29 protein-coding genes and 1 tRNA gene are annotated in these 23,720 nt (G+C 64.1%); 15 read left to right on the forward strand and 15 right to left on the reverse strand.

Annotated elements, in window-relative coordinates:
- Positions 1-1,182 (forward strand): phage major capsid protein, encoded by a 1,182-nt coding sequence (locus IFT67_RS14375; protein WP_192238898.1) that lies wholly within the window; start codon positions 1-3, stop codon positions 1,180-1,182.
- Between the two features lie 163 nt (positions 1,183-1,345).
- Here the strand turns inward: IFT67_RS14375 and IFT67_RS14380 are convergent, their stop codons facing one another.
- Together IFT67_RS14380 and IFT67_RS14385 are read right to left on the reverse strand one after the other, a co-directional pair.
- Positions 1,346-1,600, reverse strand: a complete 255-nt coding sequence (locus tag IFT67_RS14380; RefSeq protein WP_192238899.1) for a hypothetical protein — start codon at positions 1,598-1,600, stop codon at positions 1,346-1,348.
- 9 nt (positions 1,601-1,609) lie between these two features.
- Positions 1,610-2,086 (reverse strand): hypothetical protein, encoded by a 477-nt coding sequence (locus IFT67_RS14385; RefSeq protein ID WP_192238900.1) that lies wholly within the window; start codon positions 2,084-2,086, stop codon positions 1,610-1,612.
- Positions 2,087-2,378: 292 nt separating this feature from the next.
- Between IFT67_RS14385 and IFT67_RS14390 the strand changes: the two genes are divergently transcribed.
- Entirely contained in the window at positions 2,379-3,239 is an 861-nt protein-coding gene (locus tag IFT67_RS14390; RefSeq protein WP_192238901.1) for an AbiJ-NTD4 domain-containing protein, read from the forward strand.
- Between the two features lie 72 nt (positions 3,240-3,311).
- Here IFT67_RS14390 and IFT67_RS14395 read toward each other — a convergent pair whose 3' ends face one another.
- Positions 3,312-4,085 (reverse strand): hypothetical protein, encoded by a 774-nt coding sequence (locus IFT67_RS14395; RefSeq protein ID WP_192238902.1) that lies wholly within the window; start codon positions 4,083-4,085, stop codon positions 3,312-3,314.
- Between the two features lie 560 nt (positions 4,086-4,645).
- Here IFT67_RS14395 and IFT67_RS14400 point away from each other — a divergent pair.
- The 5 genes from IFT67_RS14400 (at position 4,646) to IFT67_RS14420 (ending at position 7,087) form a co-directional block, all read left to right on the forward strand.
- Positions 4,646-4,972 carry a hypothetical protein gene (locus IFT67_RS14400; protein ID WP_192238903.1) on the forward strand — a complete coding sequence of 109 codons (327 nt, stop codon included), beginning with the start codon at positions 4,646-4,648 and terminating at the stop codon, positions 4,970-4,972.
- Positions 4,969-5,580, forward strand: coding sequence for a hypothetical protein (locus IFT67_RS14405; RefSeq protein WP_206757933.1), 612 nt, complete (start codon positions 4,969-4,971; stop codon positions 5,578-5,580). Before IFT67_RS14400 ends, IFT67_RS14405 begins: the two co-directional genes overlap by 4 nt.
- Before the next feature lie 75 nt (positions 5,581-5,655).
- On the forward strand, positions 5,656-5,919 hold the full coding sequence (locus IFT67_RS14410; RefSeq protein WP_192238905.1) for a hypothetical protein: 264 nt from the start codon (positions 5,656-5,658) through the stop codon (positions 5,917-5,919).
- The gene (locus IFT67_RS20935; protein WP_192238906.1) at positions 5,912-6,919 is read left to right on the forward strand and encodes a tyrosine-type recombinase/integrase; all 1,008 of its coding nucleotides are present in this window, start codon (positions 5,912-5,914) and stop codon (positions 6,917-6,919) included. Before IFT67_RS14410 ends, IFT67_RS20935 begins: the two co-directional genes overlap by 8 nt.
- A gap of 94 nt (positions 6,920-7,013) precedes the next feature.
- Positions 7,014-7,087, forward strand: a tRNA-Cys gene (locus tag IFT67_RS14420).
- Between the two features lie 405 nt (positions 7,088-7,492).
- Here IFT67_RS14420 and IFT67_RS14425 read toward each other — a convergent pair.
- Complete coding sequence (locus IFT67_RS14425; protein WP_192238907.1) at positions 7,493-7,933, reverse strand: (deoxy)nucleoside triphosphate pyrophosphohydrolase; 441 nt, start codon at positions 7,931-7,933, stop codon at positions 7,493-7,495.
- Positions 7,934-7,985: 52 nt separating this feature from the next.
- On the opposite strand from IFT67_RS14425, the gene IFT67_RS14430 reads away from it, so the two are divergent.
- Both IFT67_RS14430 and IFT67_RS14435 read left to right on the forward strand, forming a co-directional pair.
- Positions 7,986-8,168, forward strand: coding sequence for a Flp family type IVb pilin (locus IFT67_RS14430; protein ID WP_107962853.1), 183 nt, complete (start codon positions 7,986-7,988; stop codon positions 8,166-8,168).
- A gap of 128 nt (positions 8,169-8,296) precedes the next feature.
- Positions 8,297-8,476 (forward strand): Flp family type IVb pilin, encoded by a 180-nt coding sequence (locus tag IFT67_RS14435; protein WP_192238908.1) that lies wholly within the window; start codon positions 8,297-8,299, stop codon positions 8,474-8,476.
- Positions 8,477-8,545: 69 nt separating this feature from the next.
- Here the strand turns inward: IFT67_RS14435 and IFT67_RS14440 are convergent, their stop codons facing one another.
- From IFT67_RS14440 to IFT67_RS20875, 4 genes are read right to left on the reverse strand one after another with little or no spacing between them, the layout of a single operon-like run.
- Complete coding sequence (locus tag IFT67_RS14440; protein WP_192238909.1) at positions 8,546-9,493, reverse strand: acetyl-CoA carboxylase carboxyltransferase subunit alpha; 948 nt, start codon at positions 9,491-9,493, stop codon at positions 8,546-8,548.
- Between the two features lie 31 nt (positions 9,494-9,524).
- Positions 9,525-10,424: a tyrosine-type recombinase/integrase gene (locus IFT67_RS14445; protein WP_342450625.1), complete on the reverse strand. Its 900-nt coding sequence runs from the start codon at positions 10,422-10,424 to the stop codon at positions 9,525-9,527.
- Entirely contained in the window at positions 10,421-12,262 is a 1,842-nt protein-coding gene (locus IFT67_RS14450; protein ID WP_192238910.1) for a serine/threonine-protein kinase, read from the reverse strand. The genes IFT67_RS14445 and IFT67_RS14450 overlap by 4 nt, the downstream gene beginning before the upstream one ends.
- The gene (locus IFT67_RS20875; protein WP_258191373.1) at positions 12,246-12,380 is read right to left on the reverse strand and encodes a hypothetical protein; all 135 of its coding nucleotides are present in this window, start codon (positions 12,378-12,380) and stop codon (positions 12,246-12,248) included. Before IFT67_RS20875 ends, IFT67_RS14450 begins: the two co-directional genes overlap by 17 nt.
- Before the next feature lie 101 nt (positions 12,381-12,481).
- On the opposite strand from IFT67_RS20875, the gene IFT67_RS14455 reads away from it, so the two are divergent.
- From IFT67_RS14455 to IFT67_RS14465, 3 genes are read left to right on the forward strand one after another with little or no spacing between them, the layout of a single operon-like run.
- Positions 12,482-13,045 (forward strand): shikimate kinase, encoded by a 564-nt coding sequence (locus IFT67_RS14455; RefSeq protein ID WP_192238911.1) that lies wholly within the window; start codon positions 12,482-12,484, stop codon positions 13,043-13,045.
- Positions 13,042-14,142: a 3-dehydroquinate synthase gene (gene aroB / locus IFT67_RS14460; protein ID WP_192238912.1), complete on the forward strand. Its 1,101-nt coding sequence runs from the start codon at positions 13,042-13,044 to the stop codon at positions 14,140-14,142. Before IFT67_RS14455 ends, aroB begins: the two co-directional genes overlap by 4 nt.
- The gene (locus IFT67_RS14465; RefSeq protein WP_082444318.1) at positions 14,142-14,282 is read left to right on the forward strand and encodes a DUF2256 domain-containing protein; all 141 of its coding nucleotides are present in this window, start codon (positions 14,142-14,144) and stop codon (positions 14,280-14,282) included. The genes aroB and IFT67_RS14465 overlap by 1 nt, the downstream gene beginning before the upstream one ends.
- An 84-nt stretch (positions 14,283-14,366) precedes the next feature.
- Here the strand turns inward: IFT67_RS14465 and IFT67_RS14470 are convergent, their stop codons facing one another.
- The 5 genes from IFT67_RS14470 to radA form a co-directional block, all read right to left on the reverse strand.
- Entirely contained in the window at positions 14,367-14,696 is a 330-nt protein-coding gene (locus IFT67_RS14470) for a DUF423 domain-containing protein (protein WP_192238913.1), read from the reverse strand.
- Complete coding sequence (locus tag IFT67_RS14475; RefSeq protein WP_192238914.1) at positions 14,693-16,456, reverse strand: cation:proton antiporter domain-containing protein; 1,764 nt, start codon at positions 16,454-16,456, stop codon at positions 14,693-14,695. The genes IFT67_RS14470 and IFT67_RS14475 overlap by 4 nt, the downstream gene beginning before the upstream one ends.
- Complete coding sequence (locus IFT67_RS14480) at positions 16,456-16,887, reverse strand: iron-sulfur cluster assembly scaffold protein (protein ID WP_192238915.1); 432 nt, start codon at positions 16,885-16,887, stop codon at positions 16,456-16,458. Before IFT67_RS14480 ends, IFT67_RS14475 begins: the two co-directional genes overlap by 1 nt.
- Positions 16,884-17,450 carry a CvpA family protein gene (locus IFT67_RS14485; RefSeq protein WP_192238916.1) on the reverse strand — a complete coding sequence of 189 codons (567 nt, stop codon included), beginning with the start codon at positions 17,448-17,450 and terminating at the stop codon, positions 16,884-16,886. The genes IFT67_RS14480 and IFT67_RS14485 overlap by 4 nt, the downstream gene beginning before the upstream one ends.
- A 188-nt stretch (positions 17,451-17,638) precedes the next feature.
- On the reverse strand, positions 17,639-19,009 hold the full coding sequence (gene radA / locus IFT67_RS14490) for a DNA repair protein RadA (RefSeq protein ID WP_192238917.1): 1,371 nt from the start codon (positions 19,007-19,009) through the stop codon (positions 17,639-17,641).
- Between the two features lie 103 nt (positions 19,010-19,112).
- Here radA and IFT67_RS14495 point away from each other — a divergent pair, with 103 nt between their 5' ends.
- Positions 19,113-20,264 (forward strand): glycosyltransferase family 4 protein, encoded by a 1,152-nt coding sequence (locus IFT67_RS14495; protein WP_192238918.1) that lies wholly within the window; start codon positions 19,113-19,115, stop codon positions 20,262-20,264.
- Positions 20,265-20,350: 86 nt separating this feature from the next.
- On the opposite strand, the gene IFT67_RS14500 is transcribed toward IFT67_RS14495, so the two are convergent.
- Entirely contained in the window at positions 20,351-20,644 is a 294-nt protein-coding gene (locus IFT67_RS14500) for a DUF2218 domain-containing protein (protein WP_192238919.1), read from the reverse strand.
- The gene (locus IFT67_RS14505; RefSeq protein WP_446740817.1) at positions 20,641-21,078 is read right to left on the reverse strand and encodes a PadR family transcriptional regulator; all 438 of its coding nucleotides are present in this window, start codon (positions 21,076-21,078) and stop codon (positions 20,641-20,643) included. The genes IFT67_RS14500 and IFT67_RS14505 overlap by 4 nt, the downstream gene beginning before the upstream one ends.
- Positions 21,079-21,535: 457 nt before the next feature.
- On the opposite strand from IFT67_RS14505, the gene IFT67_RS14510 reads away from it, so the two are divergent.
- Positions 21,536-22,855 carry a replication-associated recombination protein A gene (locus IFT67_RS14510; RefSeq protein WP_192238920.1) on the forward strand — a complete coding sequence of 440 codons (1,320 nt, stop codon included), beginning with the start codon at positions 21,536-21,538 and terminating at the stop codon, positions 22,853-22,855.
- The gene (locus IFT67_RS14515; protein WP_192238921.1) at positions 22,848-23,720 is read left to right on the forward strand and encodes a hypothetical protein; all 873 of its coding nucleotides are present in this window, start codon (positions 22,848-22,850) and stop codon (positions 23,718-23,720) included. Before IFT67_RS14510 ends, IFT67_RS14515 begins: the two co-directional genes overlap by 8 nt.

Below are 23,720 nucleotides of genomic sequence, written 5' to 3' on the forward strand. Positions count from 1 at the left end.
ATGAGCGAGATCGAAGACCTGTTGCGTCAGCACACCGCCAGCGTCGACCAAGCACTGGAAGGGTTCGAAGGCCAGATTACGACGATCGCGGACGCGGTCGCCGCCCTGGGGAAGCGTTCGACCGGCTCCGTTGCCGGACGGCGCGGCCCTGCCTTTGCCAGCGAGCAGGGCCCCGACTTGACCGCCGCTGCGACGATCGGCCCGCGGTTGAACATCCCGGCTGAAGAGCGCGAGATTGTCGCGTCGGTCCTTCGTGGGAGGGTTACGGCCGCTATGCGCGAGTCCGGCGAGTCCGATGGCGGAATCCTCGTGCCGGAAGTTCTGAGGGCGCAGATCGAGGCCCTTGTTCTCAGGCAATCCCCGATGCGGCGGGTCGCTCGCATCGTGAATTTCACGAGCGGCAAGACGACGATTCCGATCAACAAGCGCGGTGCGACGGCCGGCTGGGTTGGCGAGGATGACGAGCGCAATGAGACCGCAACGCCGCAGCTGGTTGGCATCACGCCGCCCGGTGGCACGGTTTACGCTTTGCCGAGCGCAAGCGAAGAACTCGTCGATGATGCCATCGTCAATCTGGAAGGCTTTATCGAAGAGAACGTGGTCGACGCGATTGCGGAGCAGGAAAGTCAGGCCTTCGTCGCCGGCAACGGCGTCAACAAGCCCGCCGGCTTCCTGAACCCCGACGGCGTCGCGCCGACAGCCATTGCGGACGCAACGCGACCGTTCGGCTCGATCCAGTTCATTGCGGGCGGTGCGCCGGATCTGACGAACCTTCTGCCGCTTCTCGTTTCGATGGTTTTCGCGCTTAAGGCTGGTTATCGCCAAGCTCCCGGCACGGCTTGGCTGGCGTCGACCGACTTCATCTCGCACGTTGCGCGCATGTCGGACGGCGACGGCAAGCCGATCTATATCCCGTCGCTTCGGGAAGACGTGCCAGGCCAGTTGCTCGGGTATCCGGTTATCGAGTTCGAGCACATGGCGAGCGTCGCCGCCGGGTCGTTCCCCTTGGCGTTCGGGAACTGGCAGCGCGGATACGTCATTGGCGACCGCACACAGCTTAATATTCTTCGCGACCCGTACACGCGGAAGGGTACCATCAAATGGTACTTCCGGAAGCGAGTGCATGGGGCGGTGCTGAACTCGGAGGCCATCAAGCTGCTGAAGATCAACCCGGCTGCGTAACCGAATTCGCCCCTATCTCCGAGGCTGCAACGGCGCGGCCAATAGCGAAAAGTCCGATGCCTGGGGCGACTGCAAAGCAGGCATAGGGTTCAATCGGACAACGCCGTGAAACAACGAAAAGGGGACGTAGCTGCTGGTCGCTACGTCCCCTTTTTAGTGCCTGCTAAATTGTAATCTCTGGCGGTGCCTGCGGCCGCAGATATTCCGGCATATCCGTCCAGCGGGCCTCTTCCTCTTCCGCTGTCATTTCTCTTTGCGCCTGAACGAACGACGGCGACGAGGTGTTAAAAACGGTCTCTTGGCCTCTCGCCGTTACTTTCAGCAGCGGAAATTCAAAGGCGACAACCTCGAAGGTCGAATAACCTTCGTTCTCGCCTACGCCGGTTGTGATCTTATAGCGCCTACCAACGTCAAACATGGGAATGTCCTACTTACTACGGCCTTCAAGATAGTTTTGCAGAGCGGCCTGGGCGCCAACTACCACAGCATCTGGAAACTCACCGGTACGGGAATAGTTCTTTTCCCAATCCCTCGTTATTTTCAGATCGCTACCGTCATGCTCAAATCTTACCTGACCGCCTCTTGTGCCATCATATTCAGCGGGATGGGCTATACTGAGATCATAGCATTGGAATGTGGCGACGTAGACAGGTTTGATATTTGTTACACTGTAGCTGATAGCAAACCCGGTCTGATGTGCTACAACGCAACCAACACCCTCTAATTCAAAAGCGCGCTTGGCATCATCTAAAAGTGGGACAACCTTTGTGACGATGAATGCACGCGCTACTTCCAGCCTATCGATTTCAACTTGATCCGCAGCAGCTTTATCGGCGTCCAGTTTTACCTTGTCTGCGTCAGCCTTAGCCTTCGCTGCGCGGGCCATCTCTCGAAAATCAGTCATAAAACCTCATTATCGGCAGTAGCAGTTATTCGGCTTACGTGGCGCATAGAGCGCAAAATGAGCAAGCTACTCGAGAATACAACTGTCAAGATGCCACCGAAAAGTGGAAGTTAGCCTCGCTCCTTGAAGCGGGGTACGGGGGAGGCATCTCCCCTGCGATCCGGCGACTGCGCGATGCATCGTTAGCTCAATAGCCGGCACACCTCTAGCAGAGCGCATAGCCTTTCGTCGGCCGCGATCCTGCTACCGAGCGACGATTGACGCCCAGGCTGAAGCCGTGTCTCATTCCACAATGTCAGAAATCGATCGCCGAGCCGTCACCTTCCGCCAAGCGCAAGGCCTAGAGCCACTGCCGCAGCCTTTGCAATTAGAGGACCTCTCAAGAGAGGCCAGGATATTGCTTTGGGAGAAGTTCGATCTCTTGCTGCCGTTCGGTTCATACGCAGATGAAAGTAGCGGATACGACACCGTCATCGGGACAGAATGGAATTCCGTCATGCGACGGTGGCATGTGCGTAAACTTCTTTTACCATCGGATGAATATGATCGCCGTTTAAAGACGGTTTCAGCCTATTCAAAGTTTTTAATTCTTAATCGCCCGTACGACGAAGTATTTGACTATTTAACCTTCATTATGCGCGACGAAAATATGAAGGTTATGGAACCCCATTTTGCAAGCTCGTTCGCTGAGGCGCGCATGGCTTACACAATAGAGGATGCAACTATCTTTCCAGCGGCGACGCCCGAGGAAGGCACTTCGGTAAGGCACGCGTTCGAGGTCCTTACCGCAAGCGAGTTTGGAGGGGCGCGTAGCCACCTCAGGCTCGCTGGAGAACTGATATCATCGGGCGATTGGGCTGGTGGCGTACGCGAGAGCATTCATGCAGTAGAAAGTGTAGCGAAGGTAATCGACCCGTCAGCTAAGACACTGTCAGACGCATTGAAAAAACTAGCCAATGCAAATGCTATGAATCCAAATCTTAAACGAGGCTTGGAAGCACTATACAATTACTCAAGCGACGAAAAAGGCATTCGGCATGCGATGGTATTTAATGCACAGCCCAATGTTGATCGAGCCGATGCTGTTTATATGTTCGGCGCATGCGCGGCTTTCGTGAGCTTCCTCATAGCTCGGTCTAAAACAATCACGTGATTGATTACGATACTATTAGAGAGAAGTATACGAAGCCCCGCTAACGTTCGGACCCGACCTCTAGTCATCGTGTTATTGTCGCGCACGTTGCGCGTCTGCGCGCCCAATCACTTTCAGAAAACCGCGGAGGCATTGAAGGGCCATCCCTTGATGATGTTCAACCTGCATTACGGCGATCGCGAGCATTATGCAGAGTTTCGCCCCTCCCTCGCGCCGCTCAATGCCCTCAAGAGTAGCAAGGCTAACGGGTAAACCAGCATCGTGCGCGTACAGGATGCGATTACGGCCATTCGCCTCGGCCGCGATAAGCTTGTCAACCTTCCTCGACCCGGCAACTTTCCGCACAGCAGCGTCAAAATAGTCGTCGTCGGCTATCCCGGGCCGAGATCCTATTATGCACAGTGGCTCAGCGAGCTCCAATTGATAGCTTTGCATATCCGGGGGCAGCTGGACGAATTGTCGGATAGGAAGAGCGACAGTTATTTTCGGCGGGTCCGCAGAAAGCGTCACGGTTAAAGTTATTTCTCGATGCTGCGCAATTTCATGACGGACGGCATTCAGAAAAAAGTAAACTGCCGCTTTATGCGGATGCCTCCACAAATCGATGTTGTCTGCATTAGGATAGTTGCGCAGCTGAAGGCTGCGAATGAGGGCCGAAGCGGCCTCCTCGGCCGCCGTGATCGCACGGAAAGAGGCAATTTCCCGATCTAGCGGTAAAAGCTCTTTTGCGCGCGTGAAGCCGTCGAGCGCGTTCTCAGCACGGTAGCGGATTGGCCCTGGAAGATTTTTGATCGCCTTAGGCAGAAGGCGCCACATGGCATCCGGACCCTGAATTTCAGTGGTCACGGTATGAGGATCAGACGCCAAGCCGATCTTTCAAGATTGCTCGAATAGCCTCGGGGCGAGATTGACCAGCGTTTTGCTCCTCAATCCACGCATCGAGAGCACTCAACTGCGCAGGCTGGAGGCGAACCATGACTGGAGTGCCTTGGCCGGTCGGCTTCGGCCCACGTTTCCTTGGTAGCAAAGTTTCTTGATCAGTCACAACAACCTTGCTATCAGAGATGTGAGCCGAACGGAAGCTACCAACGACCGCCCGGCTCTGACCCATCGCACGGAGATCGACCATGCAACAGGCTACCAGCGCCCATAGCGGCGAGTGCACCGGCACGTCACCGGAAAATTTTTCTTAATTTCCCAATCCAAGCCGTCGCGCCTTGCTCGGCCTTGTTGGTGTCGCCGCGATCACGGCGACCGCCGCCCTACCAACCCTTGCCGCTGCGGCGAGCCCTTGGTCGCCTGCTGACTGGCTCGACCGCTGGGGACGCCTCGGATGCGGCGCTCGGCTCGATGGACATCGACTGCTCCAGCTGACGCCACGCGCCGATCAGGAGGGCCCTGCCGGAATGATGCTCGGCGAACTAGGCACACCAGGCCGTACCGAATCCATTAAAGCGCTGCTCGACAGCATCTACGACGAAGACGGGGCGGTTCGCGCTGTGCGGCTGTGCCGGCAGATCGATAGCGAGTGCATTCTCGAAGACGAAGATGAAGCCGGCCACAAAGCATGGTTGGCCCGCTCAAACGCCGCCGAAGAACGGCTTCTCCTTGTTCCGGCTCGTACCGGGCAGGGATTGGCTGACAAGCTACGTCTCGCGTTGGAGATGAATGGCTCGGACCTAGGTGATCGCATTGTTGCGCAGGTGCTCGGGCAGCTGGAGCGCATGGCATGAATCTCTATATTGCAAATTCTCCGATTTGCTTATATTGCACAATCTGCGATTTGGAGATTGTGATGACCGTACGTGACATGGAACGGCTGCTCGCCACGTTCGGCATCTCGCCTTCCCTTCTTGATCAGATTAGCCGACGGCTGCGAGAGGATGGCCGCATCCCAAACGCCGGCCGTGGGGCGACCGCGCCTGATATCGGCCCGCGCGAGGTCACGTTGATCTTGCTTGCGCTCGCGGGAAGCGAGGTAGCGGCTCGGCCCCGGATCGCCCTGGCACGTCTCGCATTGCTGGAAATCGAAGCCGACGGTCCACCGCGTCATGCTCGGGGTTTTATCCCTGCCGTTGAGGCCTTGCTGTCGAACGCGGCCAACGCCGGATCGGTAGCTGAGATCCGGGTAGGCCGTGGGGACTGCGCTTCATCTATCGTCTATGACGACGGACACGTCGAGCGCTTCGTCCCTGCCGATCGTCCCAAACCGCCTGTTTTGCATACCGAGGGGGTCATTTGGGGAGGGCTGATCGGCGAACTCGAAATCGAGATGAGCAGTGCTCGCAATTCGTGCGCGCCCGCCCCGTTGGAATATGCCTCAGTCGAGGATGCGGGCTGATGATCGTCCATTGCCTCCTTCCATACGGAAAGACCGCAAGCTCGGCATCAGCGATGGGGTTCGGGGGGCGCCAGGATGGCTGACAGGGCAACCCTCCCCGACTGGCCTCGCTGGATGCCGATCAACCTTGCCGCCGCATATTTGAGCGTGAGCGAGAACACGTTCCGTTCGTTCGGCATCGTACCGATCGAGCAAGGCCGCTGCGTTCGCTACGATCGACGCTCACTCGATCTATACGCCGATCGCGTTGCAGGCCAGCCGATGACGCCGGCCGAAGGCAAGCGCGCCGCGAAGGACGTTGAGAGCGCGTTCTTGGAGCGTCGCCGAAACCGTGGGTAAGAACCTAAAATACACGTATCTGGCAAAGGGCCGGTACTGGCGTTTCCGCCGCGCCGAACTGGACGTGCCTTTGCCCGGTTCGCCCGGTGATGCCGAGTTTCATGCGCGGTACGCCGTCCTGTTGGCGATGGCTCAAAGCACCCCAAAGGCCGCGCCGTCGCGATCGTCGTGGACGTGGCTGGTTCGGCAATACCTCGCCAGTGCCGAGTTCGCCGCGCTCGCCGAACCTACCCGCGATGACTATTCCGGGACGTGCGAGCTGATCATCGAAGAGCTTGGCGAAGAGCCCTTCGCGCTGACGACTAGGAAGATGATCAAGGCCGTCCGTGATTCGTATCGGGCAACGCCGCGTAAGGCCGACAAGATCCGGCAGATGACTAGCCGGCTCTACAGTTGGGCCGACGAGGCGGAGCTAGTTCCGGAGGGCTTCAACCCGGTGAAGGGGCTTAAGAAGCTCAAGCACAAGGTCAATCCTTACGTAGCGTGGTCGGACGAGGAAATCGAACTGTACCTCGCTCACGCCCCTTCGCATGTCACTACGCCGGTATTGCTGGCGCTCTACACCGGGCAACGTGCCTCGGATGTGGTGGCAATGACGTGGAACGACTACAAGGGTCACACCATCCGCGTTCGACAGGATAAGACAGACGAGTTTCTGGATATCTACTGCCATCCCCGCCTACGCGACCACCTAGACCGCCTGAAGGCCTCTGGGGGGAAGAAGGCGGTCGTGATGGCTCTCAGCATCGTCGGCAAGTCCTACACCGCTGGAAGCCTCTCCCAAGCGCTCGCACGATCGATCCTCGCGATCGAGGAGATGCCGCATCGAACCATGCACGGCCTACGATATGCTGCTGCCGCGCAACTGGAAGAGGCTGGATGCACGATCGCCGAGATCGCGGCCGTCCTGGGGCATCGGACCTACCAGATGGCGATGAAGTATATCGAGCAACGCAAGGCCTCGAAACGAGCCGGTGAAAAGCTGGAGGCGCGGGCGTGATTGCGAACCTCCCCCAAAAAAGTGCGAACTATCTTCACACGGCCGTTGACGCCGGGGCAGAAACCACGCATTTGCGCCGCCTTCACGCAATCGGGGCCCGATGGCGGAGTGGTGACGTAGAGGACTGCAAATCCTCGCACCCGGGTTCGATTCCCGGTCGGGCCTCCATCCTCTTTATCCGAGGTTGCGTAGAAAACGCCTGCAGCTTGAGGGTTTGGCGGCCTTGGCCACGAACAGCCTTTTCGCCCATCGCTGGCTAAGAGCCTTGAAATTCTAAAAAAATTTGAGCGCCAGAGCTTGTTACCTCGTGACAGCGGAAACGGCTCGCGCGAGAAAAGGGAATAACGCGTGCGAGCCGTAGTCTGGCTAGCCGGATACGGTCTTGGGGACGTAACCGGCACCGCCGACCATGCGCGTGCTCGACGCTCCGATCAAGTCGAAATTTGAATAGGGAGTATGCCGACCCGCCATGGTGACGAGCCAAAGGTTGAGCGGCGCGCCGACATACCCTTGCATCAACCATCAGGCCCCCTGTTCGGATGCATGCAGGGCGCGCCTGTGCCCGCCTGGTCCTCAGATCAGCGCGTCGAGCAGACCGATCAGCGGCCGATCGGCCGGCGGCATGGGCAGGGCATGCATGTCCGTCGGCCTGACCCACCGCAGCGCGGTCGCCTCGATCGCGCGAGGCACCCCACTCCATTTACGCGTTATATAGAGCAACAGCAGCAGGTGACGATCGCCGAGCGGGGCGCTGGCGAAGGCGGCAGGCGCAAGGCAGGCGTGCGGCACGGCAATCGCCAACTCCTCCTCCAGCTCGCGAATCAGCGCTGCCTCCGGCGTCTCGCCGGGCTCGACCTTGCCGCCAGGAAACTCCCACAAGCCCGCGAGCGATTTGCCCTCGGGCCGCTGCTGGAGCAGGACGCGCCCCTCGATATCGACGAGCGCCGCCGCCACGACAGGCAAGATCAGGTCGTTCGAAGACGCTCGGCTGCGACCCGGTGGATCGTTGGTCATTCCTTAATTCCCCCGTGAATAAATAGCAGCCATGAGCCGGATACGTAACGCAATGAGCGAAGTCACCCGAACGATCGTGCGCGCGTTGCGCGAGCCGCGAGCGGCGACGGCCATCGAATACGGGTTGATCGTCGCTCTCGTGGTCGTTGCCATGTTCGCGGGCCTGACGGCGCTTGCCGGTTCGACCACTGGCATGTGGAACAATGTGAGCAGCAAGGTGACGAAAGTGCGCTGACGCCAGGAAAAAGAATCCGCGTCCGCCTTAAACCTTTCTCAACCCACCACTTGTATTTCTCGAACTGCTGATCCGGTCCGTCCGGTGCAGCCGGGTGACACTGAAGCAATCCAACGATGGAGACCGGAATGAAGACGATTCGCAAGTTTTTCAAGGACAGCAAGGGCGCGACCGCTATCGAGTACGGCCTGATCGCCGCGCTGATCGCCGTTGCCGCCATCGCCACGATGACGACGCTGGGCACGAACCTGAACAAGACGTTCAAGAACGTCTCGAACAGCTTGGGCAGCGCGACCCCCGCCACTTAACGATCTACCGATCGACAAGCTAATGTTGGGCGGCGGAACCTCGGTTCCGCCGCCCTCTTTACGTGAAAATTACAGGCGTCCCATTTTCAGGAACTTGGTCTGACGGTCCTTGCGAAGCTCGGTTGGGGTAAACGGCGCTAGCTCGCTCAGCGCGGAGGAGAGCGCATTGCCGAGCGACTCGATCGCCATCGCCCAGTCGCGGTGCGCGCCACCCAACGGCTCCGGCACGATATCGTCGATCACGCCGAACGACTTCAGGTCCTGCGCGGTGATGCGCATCGCTTCGGCGGCCTCCGGTGCCTTGTCGGCAGTGCGCCATAGGATCGAGGCGCAGCCTTCGGGGCTGATCACCGAATAGACCGCGTGTTCGAACATCAGCACGCGGTTGCCCGCGGCCAGCGCGACCGCGCCACCCGAACCACCTTCGCCGACGATCGCCGAAACGATCGGCACGCCGGCATTGAGGCAGGCTTCGGTCGAACGGGCGATCGCCTCGGCCTGGCCGCGCTCTTCCGCCTGGATGCCGGGGAATGCGCCAGAGGTGTCGACCAACGTGATGATCGGCAGGCCGAATCGGTTGGCGAGTTCGATCAGGCGGATCGCTTTGCGATAGCCCTCGGGCTTGCCCATGCCGAAATTGTGGCGGAGGCGGCTTGCGGTGTCGTCGCCCTTCTCGTGCCCGAGCACCATGATCTTCCGCCCGCGGAAAGTCGCGAAGCCACCGATGATCGCCTGGTCGTCGCCGAAGGCGCGGTCGCCGGCGAGCGGTACGAACTCGTCGAACAGCGCGGCGACGTAATCCTTGAAGTGCGGACGCTCGGGATGGCGCGCGACCTGCGTCTTCTGCCACGGGGTCAGGCGCGCGAACGTGTCCTTCAACAGCTTGTCGGACTTAGCCTGCAAGCGGGCGATGTCGGTGGCGAGGTCGACGCTGCCTTCGGCGGCGGTGTCGCGGAGTTCGTCGATCCGGCCCTGGAGTTCGGCGATCGGTTTCTCGAAGTCGAGGAAGCTTGGCATCAGCGGCGGTTACGGCGCGCCGCCGCCCGCGTCAACGCGGCGGCATATCCGCCAGCGGGTGGCGCGTGTTGACCAGCTCGACGAGGCGGCTCGAATCGACGTGCGTGTAGATTTCGGTGGTGGCGATATCGGCGTGGCCGAGCATCGATTGCAGCGCGCGCAGATCGGCGCCGCCGGCGAGCAGATGCGTGGCGAAGGCGTGGCGCAGGACGTGCGGGCTGACGCGGTCGGGGGGGATGCCTGCCTCGGCGGCGATCGCCTTCACGAGCTGATACAAGCGGATGCGCGAGAGATGGCCCTTGCCCGAGGGGAACAGCCAGAGCCGGTCGGTCGCGACGTGGGTGCGCCAGATCGCGACGGCGGCGCGCGCTCGGTCGGAGATGGGGACGAGCCGCTCGCGCCCGCCCTTGCCGCGCAGGATCAGGAATGGGCGATCGGGGTGAACGGCGTTGCGCGGCAGGCTGACCAGCTCGGTCGCACGCAGGCCGGATCCGTAGAGAAGCTCGAACAGAGCGGAGAGACGGAGATCGTTGGGGTCGAGCGGATCGCGTGCGGCGCGCTGGGCGATCGCGACGAACAAACGGTCGACGTCGGCGTGGCTGAGGATTTTCGGTAAGGTGCGTGCGGTGCCGGGTCGGGGCAGCGCCTTGCCGGGTTCGTCGGCGCGGTGGCCTTCGTCGGCGAGGAACGCGAAGAAGCGGCGGAGCGAGGCGGACTTTCGGCCCACGGTCGAGCGGGACAAGGCCGACCACCCGCTCGCCAGCCTGGCCAGCGCGTCGGCATCCGCGTCGGCCAATCCGCCATCCAGCGCCTGCGAGGCAAGCGTCAGGTCACTGCGATACGCCGCCACCGTGTTCGCCGCGGCACCGACCTCCGCGGTCATCATTTCCAGGAACCGGTCGATCAGCGCGCGATCGCTGGCATGGCTCACGCGCGCGCGATCGCCTCGGCCGCGATCATCCGCGCCTCGCCGTCGAGGCCGACCCCGCGCAACGCGCCGACAATGCGGTACAGCGCTTCCGGAGGGATATCCTTCCAGCTCCCCGCCTGCATGCCGACCGCCGCGAGCAGGACGACCGTCCCCGCTTGGCCGTCACGGGCGGCACGATCGAGCGCGCGGGTCCACGCATTGTCCGCGCCGATCCGCACGCCCAGCGACTGTGCCGCGCGCTCGATATCCCCCTGGTTGAGGCGGCCAAGCCCTGCGAGCCCCGCGAACAGCATGCGCTGCTTCAACGCCGAATCGCCTTCGCCACCGGTATAGGACGCAAGGTCGGAATAGCTCAGGCGGCGATACGCGTCGGGATCGCTGAGCATTATCATCGCCCAGGCGTCGCTGCCGGCGGGTACCGAGCCCAGCCAGCGCGCGGCGGTCCGATCGAGCCCGGCGGACAGCATCGATGCGACCAGCAGATCCGCGTCAGCCTTCACAAGATTGGGGTTCAACCGGGACGCCGCCCGCGCCGTCAGCACGAGGCGCGCATAGCTCGGACGCGCGTTCGCGCCGCCCCACAACTGACGCAGCGCGGTGAGCCGCGAATCCGGGTTGCGATCGGCATAGGCGGTCTGGAGATCGTTGGCGGTCGCGGTCGCGCCACTCTGCGTATCGTCGTCGGTCGCCGCCGCAGCGTAGAGATCGACGAGCGCCGCGCTGGACAGCACACCCTGCCCCGCCGCAGCCTCCGCCGGCGCCAGCCGATCGCCGAGCGCGACGGAAGGCGACAGCGCCTGCCAGTATTTCACCTGCGGACCCGCCGTGCCGTACAACTCGTCGGGCACCGTGACGCCGGTCGCCATCGCAAGCCCGAACCGCCACGCGGTCAGCCGGTCGACGCCGTCCCATTCGATCGTCACGGCCTGACGCCCCTGCGCGCCCGCGCCTACGACTTTCTGCGCGAGCAGCAGGTCGACACCGCTGGCGACATTGCGGCGCTTGGCGGTCGCGATCAGCGGGCTCGCCTGCGCAGGATTGCCCGACAGCCCGGCACACATCGCCTGCGCCATCGTCCAGCCGCGCGCCGGGGCATAGCGCATCGCACCCGTCACCAGCGGGCACAGGCCCGCCGGATCGCCCGTCGCCAGCGCGGTGTTCATCGCGACCTGATAGAGTTTCGGCGTGTAATTGTCGGTGTCGACGTTCTGCGCAACAGCGCGCGCCGCGACCGATTCGCCCATGCGCAGCAACAGCCACGCGCGCTCGGCAGCGAAGTCCGCGCCGTTCGTGCGGCTGGGCGTGTCGACATGCGACACCAGCGCACGCCGCAACAGGATCGACATCCAGCGCGACGGCAGCGGCGCACTGAGGCGGCGCATCAGCGTCTCGACATACTGGCCGTCCGCCTCACCAAACGCGTCGGTATCGAGACCGCCTTTGCTAGCCGTAACAGGACCGACCGTCGCGAGCGAGCGACGCGCGGACGCCGGCATCTCGTACTGCGCGAGCACCGCAGGATCGACCGGTGCAGGCGTCGCGACAGGGGGCACCAGCGGCGCGTCGCCCGGCGTCGTCGGCGGCAGCGGCTGGATCATCGCGCCCGATTGTGCGGGGGACGGAGCCGGCTGCGGCGCGCTCGGCTGCGTCGGACCCGTCGGACGGGGCGCCTGCGTACCGGCAGGCGGCGTCGGTCGCGGTGCGGGCGCAGGCGTCGGCTCGCCGAACCCCGGCGGCAGGATCGATTCGGGACGATCCTGGCCGGTTGCGGGTGCCAGCGCGACCAAGGCTCCGACGGCAACTGCCGCCGCTAAGGATGCCTTAAGAGAGGTTCGCAAGCGTCACGGCCTTCTCGACGTGGCTCTGCGGACGCTCGGTCGCGCGCCCTGCCAGCAGGAACAGGCCGCCGACCACGACCACGAGAACGACGACGACCGAGACGATGAAACGGGACATACGACGTAACCTTGTAGTGGACGGGGGTAGTGAACGGGGCAGAAAATCGCACGCCAAGAGCTTTTGCCCTCGCGCGGAGCCGCTGTATAGCGCGGGCTACGATGTTGCAAAGCCACAACCCTTCAGGCGGACCCTCGGGCAGTCGCCGCCCTGCCCCGATCGATCGTCCGATCGTGCTCGTCGGGCTGATGGGCGTCGGCAAGACCACCGTCGGCCGCCGCCTCGCGCTGCGCATGAACCTGCCGTTCGTCGATGCCGACCACGAGATCGAGGCCGCGTCTGGCATGACCGTCGCCGAGATCTTCGCCAAATACGGCGAGGACTATTTCCGCGATGGCGAGCGCCGCGTGATCGCGCGGCTGATCGACGGTACGCCCAAGATCATCGCGACCGGCGGCGGCGCGTTCATCAACGACGACACGCGGGCGCTGATCCTGCGCGATGCGGTGTCGGTGTGGCTGAGTGCACATCCCGACATTCTCGTCGAACGCGTGGGGCGGCGCGACACCCGCCCGCTGCTGCGTAACCGCGACGCGGGGAAAGTGCTCGCCGAACTGGCGCGCGTCCGCAACCCGATCTACGCGCAGGCGCAGATCCATATCGTCAGCAACAAGACGCCGCACGAAGCGACCGTCGCCGCTATCCTGAGAGCGCTTGGCCGATGAAGACCGTTACCGTTGAGCTGGGTTCGCGGACCTATCCGATCCATATCGAGGCGGGGTTGCTCGCGCGGGCGGGCGAGTTTCTTGCGCCGCTCGCGAAGGCCAGGCGCGTGGCGATCGTCACCGACGAGAATTTGTCGGTCCACCTAGCGACGTTGCAGTCTTCGCTGACCGCGGCGGGGGTCGTGTCCGAGGCGATCGTCCTCGCGCCGGGCGAGGGCAGCAAGAGCTGGGCGACGCTTGAATTTCTCTGCGACCGCCTGCTCGAACTCGGTGTGGAGCGCGGCGATCACGTCGTTGCGCTCGGTGGCGGCGTGATGGGGGATCTGGTCGGGTTCGCCTGTTCGATCCTGAAGCGCGGGTGCAACTTCGTGCAGATCCCGACGTCGCTGCTCGCGCAGGTGGACAGCTCGGTCGGCGGCAAGACCGCGATCAACACGAAGGCCGGCAAGAATTTGATCGGCGCGTTTCACCAGCCGGTCATGGTGCTGATCGATCCGCAGGTGCTGGATACGCTGCCGATACGCGAACTGCGCGCAGGTTACGCCGAGGTCGTGAAATATGGGCTGATCGACGACTTCGCGTTCTTCGAATGGTGCGAGGCGAATGGCGCCGCGTTGCTGAGCGGTGACATCGGCCTGCGCGAATACGCGATCGCGCACAGCGTTTCGGCCAAGGCGCGGATCGTCGCGGCGGACGAGCATGAGACGAACGGGACGCGCGCTTTGCTTAATCTCGGGCATACCTTTGGCCATGCGCTCGAGGCGGAGACCGGGTTTTCGCAGGCGCTGATCCACGGCGAGGGTGTCGCGGCGGGCTGCTCGCTGGCGTTCGGGTTTTCCTCGGCGCAGGGCATCTGCTCAGGTCAGGACGCTCAGCGAGTAGCGGCGCATTGGCGTGACGTCGGGCTGCCGGATAGTCTCGTGGCGGCGAAAGTCGACGCGAACGGTGCGCGGCTGGTCGATCACATGCGGCACGACAAGAAGATGGCGGCGGGCACCCTCCCCTTCCTGCTCGCGCGCGGGATCGGCCATACGTATCTCGACAAGACGGTCGACCTCGCCGACGTCGAAACCTTCCTCGACGCGCAGCCTCGCTGATGCCCAACGGTGTCGCCAAGCAGAATTTGCCGACGAAGGTCTGCCCGGCGTGCGAGCGGCCGTTCACGTGGCGGAAGAAATGGGCGCGCGACTGGGACAGCGTGATCTACTGTTCGGACGCGTGCCGGAAGAAGCGATAGCGTTCCAGGACCCGCAAGAAGGTTGTTCACCCGCGAAGGCGGGTGCCCAGACTGGGCACCCGCCTTCGCGGGTGAACAAGGAGGTCAGGGGCGGGCTGCGCTCCACGCCAGCCACAGCCATCCGCCGATCAACAATGCGCCACCGATCGGCGTGATTGGACCGAGCCATCGCCCACCACCAGCAGCCAGGCCGTAAAGCGATCCAGCGAAGAGCAAACCACCGACAACGAAGAGCCAAGCCGGGCCACGTGCATCCATCTTGAGTGCAACCAGCGCCGCGACCGCGTGGACCAGTTGATAATGGCTGCCGGTCTTCAACAACTCACGCGCAGCATCACCCGCCCAATGCGACCCCATGGCTCCCGCCGCAACCGCGATCGCGCCCGACAAGGCCGCTAGAATGGCGATAATCATTGCGTATCATTCCCCCAGGGAAAGCGTTTGGCGGTCTCCGCACGTGCCGCGCGCATGTCGCCGGAGTCGATCTGCAACTGCAACCGCTCCTTGTCGCGCGACCGGTATTGCTCCTCGGCACGGTCGATATCGGCAGGCGACACGTCCAGCCCGCGTAGCGCCAGCCGCGCCATCTTCACCGCGGACTCCATCACTTCGCGCACAACCGCGGTCGCCGACGTGTTCTTCAGCTTCACGAGCGCGCGGCGATCGAACGCGCGGACGTAGATCGCGGCGTCCGGGAAGGCCTCGTGCACGCCCTCGATCGTGTCCGGATCGAGCTGGTCGCCGTCCATGCAGAAGCAGATGATCTCTGCCTCCGCCGCGCCCGCCTGCCGCAACAGGTCGAGCCGCGTGCCGTCGCCGTAATAGACCTTCGCGCCGAACTCGCCGGCGATGTCGATCATCTCGATATCCGTGTCGATCAGCGTCACCGGGATATCTTGCGCAAGCAGCATCTGGCCGACCGTCTGGCCGAACCGCCCATAGCCGACGATGATCGCGTTCGCGCCGTCGACCTTCGGGCCGTCGCGCTCCTGCCCCTCGGCGATCGGTTCGGTCCGGAAGCGGCGCGTGATGCCCATCAGGAACGGCGTCGTCGCCATCGACAGCGTGATGATCGCCCCGAACAGGCTGGCCGCCTGCGGTTCGATCAGCAGCCCGGCCTGCGCCTGCGCGAACAGCACGAAGCCGAACTCGCCGCCCTGGCTCAGCAACAGGCCCAGCGCAAACGCCTGCCGCCACGTCATCTTGAACGCCATGCCGATCAGCATGATGACGCCGGTCTTGGTCGCGATCAGCGCGGCGGCCATCGCCATGACGAAGAACGGGCGTTCGGCGATCGCGTTAAGGTCGAGCACCATGCCGACCGCGAGGAAGAACAGGCCGAGCAGGATCGAGCGGAACGGCTCGACATCGGCTTCGAGCTCATGCCGATACGGGCTGTCCGCGAGCATAACGCCGGCGATGAACGCGCCGAGCGCAGTCGACAGCCCGAGCCATTCCATGATCGCGGCGCTGGCGATGACCGTGAACAGCCCGGCGAACACGAACATCTCGCGCTCGCCCAAATTGCCGATCAGGCGGAAGAACGGGCGCAGCAGAAAGCGTCCCGCTACGACGAGTCCGACGACCGCAAGCACGGTGTAGATCGCGAGCAGCCACCCGGGAGGCGCATTCGCATCGGCCGGATTACGGCTCATCGCCGCGACGATCGTGATCAGCGGGACGATCGAGAGATCCTGGAACAACAGGATCGAGAACGCGCGCTCCCCGAACGGGGTCTTCATCCGCCCCGACGAGCGCAGCATCGGCAGCACCTGCGCGGTCGACGACAGCGCGAGCGGGAGGCCGAGCGCGAGCGCAGCGGGCAGCGAGAACTTCGCGCCCACCCATACGATCGCGGTGATCGCCAAGCCACAGATCGCGACTTGAAGGAGCCCCAATCCGAAGATCTCCTCCTTCATCTTCCACAGCCGTGACGGATTGAGTTCGAGCCCGACGATGAACAGCAGCAGCGTGATGCCGAGTTCGGCGAACCCGAGCTTCGACTCCGCATCGCCGACCAGGCCAAGCACGTGCGGCCCGACGACCGCGCCCGCGACCAGATACCCCAGCGTCGCACCGAGCCCGAGCCGGCGGAACAGCAGCACGAACATCAGCCCGAACCCGAGCAGTACGACGCCGTCGCGGAGCAGCGACGGCGACGTGCCCTCCGCCATCAGACCTTCGCCTTTGCAGCGGCATCGGCAGCCTCGGCCGCGGCTTCGAACGCGAGCCGGATCGAAGGGTGGCGCGCGGTGTAGTCGAGTGCGGGGGTGAAGATATCCATCCCCGGCCAATCGGGCGCATCGCCCTCGCGCGCAAGCCACGCCGTCAGCGCGTCGCGCGCGGCGGCGAGTTCGGCGGGGGTGCGACCGAGGATGTTCGACGCCAGCAGCGACGACGACGCCTGGCCGAGCGCACAGGCGCGGACCAGCAGGCCGACCTCGCTGACCTTGCCCTCATCATCGACCGCGACGTCGATCGTCACGCGGCTGCCGCAGATCGGCGAGCGTTTCTCCGCGGTCGCCATCGGCTCGGGCAGGCGTTCATGGTGCGGGATCGTCGCGGCAAGGCGCAGGATTTCGGCGTTGTAGAGGGGCGCGCTCATGGCTTCGACTCACTTGCACTATCGGATCGGGAAGGCGGCGTGGTTGCGCCGAAAACAGGTTTGCCACGGCGGCGGCGGTCGACGAAATCGGCGATCCCCGCGCTCGTCGCGTTGAGCAGCGGGTAGGTCCGTGACGTCGTCATCCAGCCGGGCCGGCGCGACGGTCCGCCACTCATCGTGTCAATGACGAGCGTCGCGAGCAGGAAGACGAGGCTCGCGAGGATAAGCCCCTTCAACGCGCCGAACCCGAAGCCGAGCGCACGGTCGACCGGCCCGAGGATCGATGTCCGCGTCCGCGCACCGATCGCGTTGGCGACCAGCCGCCCGCCGATATAGGTGACGCCGGTGATGATCGCGAACGCGAGCACCGCGGCGCCGCCAACCGTGCCGACCATCGGCGACAGCGCGGCGGCGAGCGGGATGTGGAACAGCTTCAACATCGCCACCATCGCCACCCAGGCGAACATCGACAGCACTTCGGTGACGAACCCGCGCACGAGCCCCAGCACCGCGGACCCGGCGACGGCGATCAGGACGACGATGTCTAGGGCAGTGAGGTTCATGCTGTCTGGAATAGGGACGCTGGGCGCGAACCGCTAGTGCGAGCGTTCTCGCTGGCGCTGCCCACTCCCGTCATTCCCGCGGAGGCGAGAACCCATAATCGCGAACGACGCGATCCATGTCTCAACCTTGGGGTTATGGATCCAAACCTTCGCAGCGGAACGACGCGCCGCTGCCCCCTGCGATAAACTTACCCCCGTCCCATCATGTGATCGACGAACGACGCGAGCGTCTTGAAGCCCGACAGCTTCATGCCGCTCTTCTCCCCAGTCATCGACGCTGGCACCAGTGCGCGTTCGAAGCCCAGCTTGCTGGCTTCCTTCAAGCGCAGCGGGCCATGTGCGACCGGGCGGATCTCGCCAGACAGCGCGACTTCGCCGAACGCCACTGCATCGACCGGCACGGGACGCTCCGACATCGCCGAGATCAACGCCGCCGCCACTGCGAGGTCCGCCGCCGGGTCCTGCACCCGGTACCCGCCGGCGATGTTGAGATACACTTCGGCGTTGGAGAAACTCAGCCCGCACCGCGCTTCCAGCACGGCGAGGATCATCGCGAGACGCCCCGAATCCCAGCCGACCACAGCGCGCCTTGGTGTGGCCCCCGACGCCAATCGGACCGTCAACGCCTGGATCTCGACCAGTACCGGCCGTGTCCCCTCCAGCGCCGGGAACACCGTCGCCCCCGTCATCGCGTCGTCGCGGTGCGTCAGGAACAGCGACGACGGATTGCCGACCTCCGCCAGTCCTTCCGTCTGCATCGAGAAGACGCCGATCTCGTCGGTGCCGCCGAAGCGGTTCTTGATCGCGCGGAGGATGCGGTATTGGTGGCTGCGCTCGCCCTCGAACGACAGCACCGTGTCGACCATATGCTCGAGCACGCGGGGGCCAGCGATCGAGCCGTCCTTGGTGACGTGCCCAACCAACACGACGGCGGTGCCGCGCTCCTTGGCGAACCGGATCAGCTCCTGCGCCGACGCACGCACCTGGCTGACCGTGCCGGGCGCGCCCTCGATCAGGTCGGAGTGCATCGTCTGGATCGAATCGATCACCAGCATCGCGGGCGGCTTGGTCTGCAACGTCGTCAGGATGTCGCGCGTCGAGGTCGCCGCCGCCAACTGCACAGGCGCGTTGCCCAAGCCTAGCCGTCGCGCGCGCAGACGCACCTGATCCGCAGCCTCCTCTCCCGAAACATATGCGACCGACTGGCCGGCGAGCGCCATCTTCGCCGCCGCCTGCAACAGCAGCGTCGACTTGCCGATACCGGGATCGCCGCCGATCAGCGTCGCCGAACCCTCGACGAACCCGCCGCCCAGCGCACGATCGAGTTCGGCGATGCCGGTCGCCATCCGATCGGGCAGCTTGATCTCGGCATCGAGCCCGACGAGCTGGATCGCGCGGCCGCCGGTCTGAAGATTATGCTTCGAATGGAACGGAGTAGCGCCGGTGTTCGCCTCCTCGACCAGCGTATTCCACTCGCTGCAATCGGCGCATTGCCCCGCCCAGCGGTGCGACACCGATCCGCAGGCCTGACACACGTAACGCTTCTGGGGTTTCGCCATGCCACCGATGTACGAGAACGATACGGGAACATCAATGGCGCGCGCGTGCGACAAGTTGCGGATTTAGTGGCGCTTCGGGAAACCCGGCGTTATCCGCGCGACGATGCAAGCCACCGACCTGCGCATCGCCCTGTTCAGCGGCAACTATAATTACGTTCGCGATGGCGCAAACCAGGCGCTCAATCTGCTCGTCGGCCATCTGCTGGCGAAGGGCGCGACGGTGCGTGTCTATTCGCCGACCAATGCCAAGCCCGCCTTCCCGCCGACCGGCGATCTGGTCGCGGTGCCGTCGCTGCCGCTGCCGGCGGGGCGTGGCGAATACAAGATGGCGCGCGGGCTGCCGGCGGCGATCCGGCGCGATCTGGATGCGTTCGCGCCGAACATCGTCCATGTGTCGGCGCCCGATTTCCTTGGCCACCGCGCGATCAGCTACGGCCACCGCAACGGCATCGCGACGGTCGCATCGCTGCACACGCGGTTCGAGACGTATTTCCGCTACTACAAGATGGCGTTCTTCGAGCCGATCATGGTGAAGATCCTGACGCGCTTCTACAACCGCGTCGACGAAGTGCTGGTGCCCGGGCGCGGCATGGCGGAGATCGTCCGCGACTGGGGCGTGACGACGCCGACCGCGATCTGGTCGCGCGGCGTGAACCACGACCGTTTCACGCCGACGCGTCGCGATCTCGAGTGGCGGCGCGCGCGCGGCATTGCCGACGGAGAGGTCGCGGTCGGGTTTCTCGGGCGGCTGGTGAAGGAAAAGGGGCTCGACGTCTTCGCCGACGTGATCCGCGAGCTGGAACAGCGCGGCGTGCCACACAAGGTGCTGGTGATCGGCGAAGGACCCGCGCGCGACTGGTTCGCCGCGCGCGTGCCGGGTGCGGTATTTGCAGGGTTCCAGTCGGGCGACGATCTGGGACGCGCGGTCGCGTCGATGGACGTGTTCTTCAATCCGAGCGTAACCGAAACGTTCGGCAACGTGACGCTTGAGGCGATGGCGGCGGGCGTGCCCGTCGTCGCCGCCCGCGCATCGGGTGCGGTCGGACTGGTCGATGACGGCGTCACGGGATTTCTCGTGCCGCCGACCGATATCGCCGGGTATGCGGATGCGATCGGCCGGATCGTCTCGGAGCCGGGGCTGCGCGAGACGATGGGCTGGGCCGGGCATGACAAGGCTGCCGGGTATCTTTGGGATACGATCAACCAGTCGGTACTGGATACGTATCTCGAGGTGATGGCGCGGCGGGGAGGCTAGCTCCGCCCGGGCTCCGTCATCCTGGGCTCGACCCAGGATCCAGAGTTATTGACGCTGACGCCCGTGGCTCTGGATCCTGACTTTCGTCAGGATGACGAGGTCCAGTCGAACGTCAACGGCGCCTCGCGGAAAGCGAACCGGTCGAGGTGGCTCGATACCACCCCACGCATCCGCTCGACGTCCTCTGCCTCCGGCACGGTCAGCGCGACGTCGAGCGTTTCGCTGTCCGCACGCATCTCGAGCACGGCGCCGTTGGGGAAGGCGATGCGGCCCTCTTCTTCCGAGAAGGTGACCTCCATCTTGTGGCTCCAGTGCTTGGCGAGCTGCTGGAGATACTTGCTGGCCGAATGCGTCGGCACCCTCGCGACCGAGACGCTCACTTGAGCCGCTCGATCTTCTGCGCCGCCTCGTCGAGCAACGCCGCGACTTCGTGCAGCGTATCCTCGTTGACGTCCTCGCGCATCAGCCGGTGCTGGAGCACCTGCCGAAGATTGCCCATCGCCCGCCTGATCGGCGCGCCATCGGTCCGCTCGGACTCGGCACCGACCGCCGCAAGCCTAGCGAACAAGCCGTCCACCACGGCGGTATTTTCGGTCAGGATGGCCTGCCCCTCGGCCGTCACGGCGAAGCGCTTCTTTGCACCTTCCGATTTCTGTTCCTCGATCAGGCCCATGTCGTCGAGCGTGCTCAACGTCGGGTATACGACGCCAGGGCTAGGCGCATAGGCGCCACCCGAAAGCCCTTCGACTTCGCGGATCAAGTCATAACCGTGACGCGGGGCATCGGCGATAAGCTTTAGCAAAACCAGTTTCATCTCGCCGCCATCGAACAGCCGTCGACCACGACCACGAGGGCCGCCACCACGCTTCCAAGCTGAATGCTCGTCACCATGATCGCGAGGACCATGCCCATGACCATGGGCGCCGGCTCGCGGGCCACCCGTCCAAGCTCCATATCCCATACCAAAACGCATTTGAGTGTTCTCCGATATATCTTCATTCATGGCTTGCGATATATCGCAGACTGTTTCTGGTTCAAGGGGTACGTCAAAAAGATTCGCCTTTCTCTCGTTCGTCATCCCCGCGGAGGCGGGGACCCAGACCCTCGGACCGGGCGAGCGTGCATAGCCGTCAGCCAATATGGATCCCCGCCTTCGCGGGGATGACGACCCGGTGATGATGACGATCGGATGACGAGGTGCGTGAGGTTGACCAGCGCGCTGGGACTCCGGACGGATGGGCAAACCGCCCCCCCGCCCCTATCTTCCCCCCATGGCCGATCTCTTCGCGGGCTTCGAACCCGCCGCCCCCACCGAAACGCATCCCGAAAACGCGCCGCTCGCCGACCGCTTGCGTCCGCGCACGCTAAGCGAGGTGGTCGGGCAGGATCACATCACCGGCCCCGAAGGCGCGATCGGCAGGATGGTGTCGGCCGGGCGATTGTCCTCGATCATCCTGTGGGGCCCGCCCGGCACCGGCAAGACGACGATCGCGCGGCTGCTCGCCGATGCCGTCGACCTGCGGTTCGTCGCGATCTCGGCAGTGTTCTCCGGCGTCGCGGACCTCAAGAAATCGTTCGCCGAGGCGCGCGAGCACGCCAAGATCGGCAAGCGCACCTTGTTGTTCGTGGACGAGATCCACCGCTTCAACCGCGCACAGCAGGACGGTTTCTTGCCGTACGTCGAGGACGGCACAGTGACCCTGGTCGGCGCGACCACCGAGAATCCGTCGTTCGAACTCAACGCCGCGTTGCTCAGCCGCGCGCAGGTGCTGATCCTCGAACGGCTTGGCCGCGGTGCGCTCGAACAACTGCTCGACCGCGCCGAGACGGAGATGGCGCGCCCCCTGCCCCTCACCCCGCCCGCCAAGGATGCGCTGATCGCCAGCGCCGACGGCGACGGCCGGTTCCTGCTCAATCAGGCGGAGACGTTGTTCTCGGTGAACCTCCCCGAACCGCTCGATCCCGCTGGCCTGTCGAACTTTCTGCAACGTCGCGTCGCGGTGTACGACAAGGATCGCGAGGGGCATTACAACCTCATCTCCGCGCTTCACAAATCGATCCGCGGGTCGGATCCGCAGGCCGCGCTCTATTACCTCGCGCGGATGCTGACCGCCGGCGAGGAACCGCTGTTCCTGCTCCGTCGCCTAACGCGTGCCGCGGTCGAGGATATCGGCCTCGCCGACCCGCAGGCGCTGGTCCAGTGCATCGCTGCCAAGGACACGTACGACTTCCTCGGCAGCCCCGAGGGCGAACTCGCGATCGCGCAGGCGTGCGTCTATCTCGCCACCGCGCCCAAATCGAATGCGGTCTACAAGGCGCAGAAGGCGGCCTGGAAATCGGCGCGCGAGACCGGCTCGCTGATGCCCCCCGCGTCGATCCGCAACGCGCCGACCAAGCTCATGCGCGATATCGGCTACGGCAAGGGCTATGCGTACGATCACGACGCGGAGGATGCGTTCTCCGGCTCGGATTACTGGCCCGACGAGATGAGCCCACAGACCTTCTATACGCCGACCGAACGCGGCTTCGAGAAGCGGCTGTCGGAACGGCTCGCCTATTGGGATGCCTTGCGCGCCGAGAAGAATGGCTGAACCACGCTTCACGCGGTTTGCGGCGATCGACTGGTCCGGCGCGCGAGGGCATCGGCACAGGGGTATCGCGGTCGCGGTCTGCGAGACGGGCGATGCCGCGCCGGCGCTGGTTGCCCCACTAGGCGCCAGTGTATGGTCGCGCGACGATATCCTCGACTGGTTGCTCGACCAGGATGTGCCGACGCTGATTGGCCTGGACCTCTCCCCTGCCTTCCCGTTCGTCGACGAAGGCGGATACTTTCCCGGCGCGCCCGACAGTCCGCCCGACGCCCGCGCCCTGTGGAAGATGGTCGACGATGCCTCGACTGCCGACCCGCACCTTGCCGTCTCCAGCTTGCTCACTGACTCCGAAATCCGCCGCCACTTCCGCCAGCACCGCGATTGCGGCGACCTGTTCCCCGGTGGCGCAGGCCGGATGCGCGTCTGCGAGCACGGGCAACGCGCGATGGGGCTGTCCCCCACGAGCTGTTTCAACCTCGTCGGCGCGGCGCAGGTCGGCAAGTCGAGCCTCACCGGCATGCGCGTGCTCCACCGCCTTGCCGGCCGCGTACCGATCTGGCCGTTCGACCCGCTCCCCCCCGAAGGCCCGGTGATCGTCGAGATCTACACGACAATCGCCGCACGCGCCGCCGGTATCCGCAAGGGTCTCAGCAAGATGCGCGATGCCGGTTCGCTGGATGCGGCGCTCGCCAACCTCGGCAGCCAGCCGCACCGACCGCTCGCCCGCTACGACGATCACGCCACCGACGCGATCCTCACCGCTGCGTGGCTCCGCACCAACGCCGATCGCCCCGAACTCTGGCACCCGGCGACGATGACATCGCATATCGCGCAAACCGAGGGCTGGACCTTCGGCGTATCTTGA

The sequence above is a fragment of the Sphingomonas sp. CFBP 13728 genome, assembly GCF_014841895.1.
In the GTDB taxonomy this organism is placed as follows: domain Bacteria; phylum Pseudomonadota; class Alphaproteobacteria; order Sphingomonadales; family Sphingomonadaceae; genus Sphingomonas.

Bases quoted from the DNA above. Each gene is read 5' to 3' on its own strand.
- IFT67_RS14375 (WP_192238898.1), top strand. From the start codon at position 1: ATGAGCGAGATCGAAGACCTGTTGCGTCAGCACACCGCCAGCGTCGAC.
- IFT67_RS14380 (WP_192238899.1), bottom strand. From the start codon at position 1,600: ATGTTTGACGTTGGTAGGCGCTATAAGATCACAACCGGCGTAGGCGAG.
- IFT67_RS14385 (WP_192238900.1), bottom strand. From the start codon at position 2,086: ATGACTGATTTTCGAGAGATGGCCCGCGCAGCGAAGGCTAAGGCTGAC.
- IFT67_RS14390 (WP_192238901.1), top strand. From the start codon at position 2,379: ATGTCAGAAATCGATCGCCGAGCCGTCACCTTCCGCCAAGCGCAAGGC.
- IFT67_RS14400 (WP_192238903.1), top strand. From the start codon at position 4,646: ATGATGCTCGGCGAACTAGGCACACCAGGCCGTACCGAATCCATTAAA.
- IFT67_RS14405 (WP_206757933.1), top strand. From the start codon at position 4,969: ATGAATCTCTATATTGCAAATTCTCCGATTTGCTTATATTGCACAATC.
- IFT67_RS14410 (WP_192238905.1), top strand. From the start codon at position 5,656: ATGGCTGACAGGGCAACCCTCCCCGACTGGCCTCGCTGGATGCCGATC.
- IFT67_RS14425 (WP_192238907.1), bottom strand. From the start codon at position 7,933: ATGACCAACGATCCACCGGGTCGCAGCCGAGCGTCTTCGAACGACCTG.
- IFT67_RS14430 (WP_107962853.1), top strand. From the start codon at position 7,986: ATGAGCGAAGTCACCCGAACGATCGTGCGCGCGTTGCGCGAGCCGCGA.
- IFT67_RS14435 (WP_192238908.1), top strand. From the start codon at position 8,297: ATGAAGACGATTCGCAAGTTTTTCAAGGACAGCAAGGGCGCGACCGCT.
- IFT67_RS14440 (WP_192238909.1), bottom strand. From the start codon at position 9,493: ATGCCAAGCTTCCTCGACTTCGAGAAACCGATCGCCGAACTCCAGGGC.
- IFT67_RS20875 (WP_258191373.1), bottom strand. From the start codon at position 12,380: ATGTCCCGTTTCATCGTCTCGGTCGTCGTCGTTCTCGTGGTCGTGGTC.
- IFT67_RS14455 (WP_192238911.1), top strand. From the start codon at position 12,482: ATGTTGCAAAGCCACAACCCTTCAGGCGGACCCTCGGGCAGTCGCCGC.
- aroB (WP_192238912.1), top strand. From the start codon at position 13,042: ATGAAGACCGTTACCGTTGAGCTGGGTTCGCGGACCTATCCGATCCAT.
- IFT67_RS14465 (WP_082444318.1), top strand. From the start codon at position 14,142: ATGCCCAACGGTGTCGCCAAGCAGAATTTGCCGACGAAGGTCTGCCCG.
- IFT67_RS14470 (WP_192238913.1), bottom strand. From the start codon at position 14,696: ATGATTATCGCCATTCTAGCGGCCTTGTCGGGCGCGATCGCGGTTGCG.
- IFT67_RS14475 (WP_192238914.1), bottom strand. From the start codon at position 16,456: ATGGCGGAGGGCACGTCGCCGTCGCTGCTCCGCGACGGCGTCGTACTG.
- IFT67_RS14480 (WP_192238915.1), bottom strand. From the start codon at position 16,887: ATGAGCGCGCCCCTCTACAACGCCGAAATCCTGCGCCTTGCCGCGACG.
- IFT67_RS14485 (WP_192238916.1), bottom strand. From the start codon at position 17,450: ATGAACCTCACTGCCCTAGACATCGTCGTCCTGATCGCCGTCGCCGGG.
- radA (WP_192238917.1), bottom strand. From the start codon at position 19,009: ATGGCGAAACCCCAGAAGCGTTACGTGTGTCAGGCCTGCGGATCGGTG.
- IFT67_RS14495 (WP_192238918.1), top strand. From the start codon at position 19,113: ATGCAAGCCACCGACCTGCGCATCGCCCTGTTCAGCGGCAACTATAAT.
- IFT67_RS14505 (WP_446740817.1), bottom strand. From the start codon at position 21,078: ATGAAACTGGTTTTGCTAAAGCTTATCGCCGATGCCCCGCGTCACGGT.
- IFT67_RS14510 (WP_192238920.1), top strand. From the start codon at position 21,536: ATGGCCGATCTCTTCGCGGGCTTCGAACCCGCCGCCCCCACCGAAACG.
- IFT67_RS14515 (WP_192238921.1), top strand. From the start codon at position 22,848: ATGGCTGAACCACGCTTCACGCGGTTTGCGGCGATCGACTGGTCCGGC.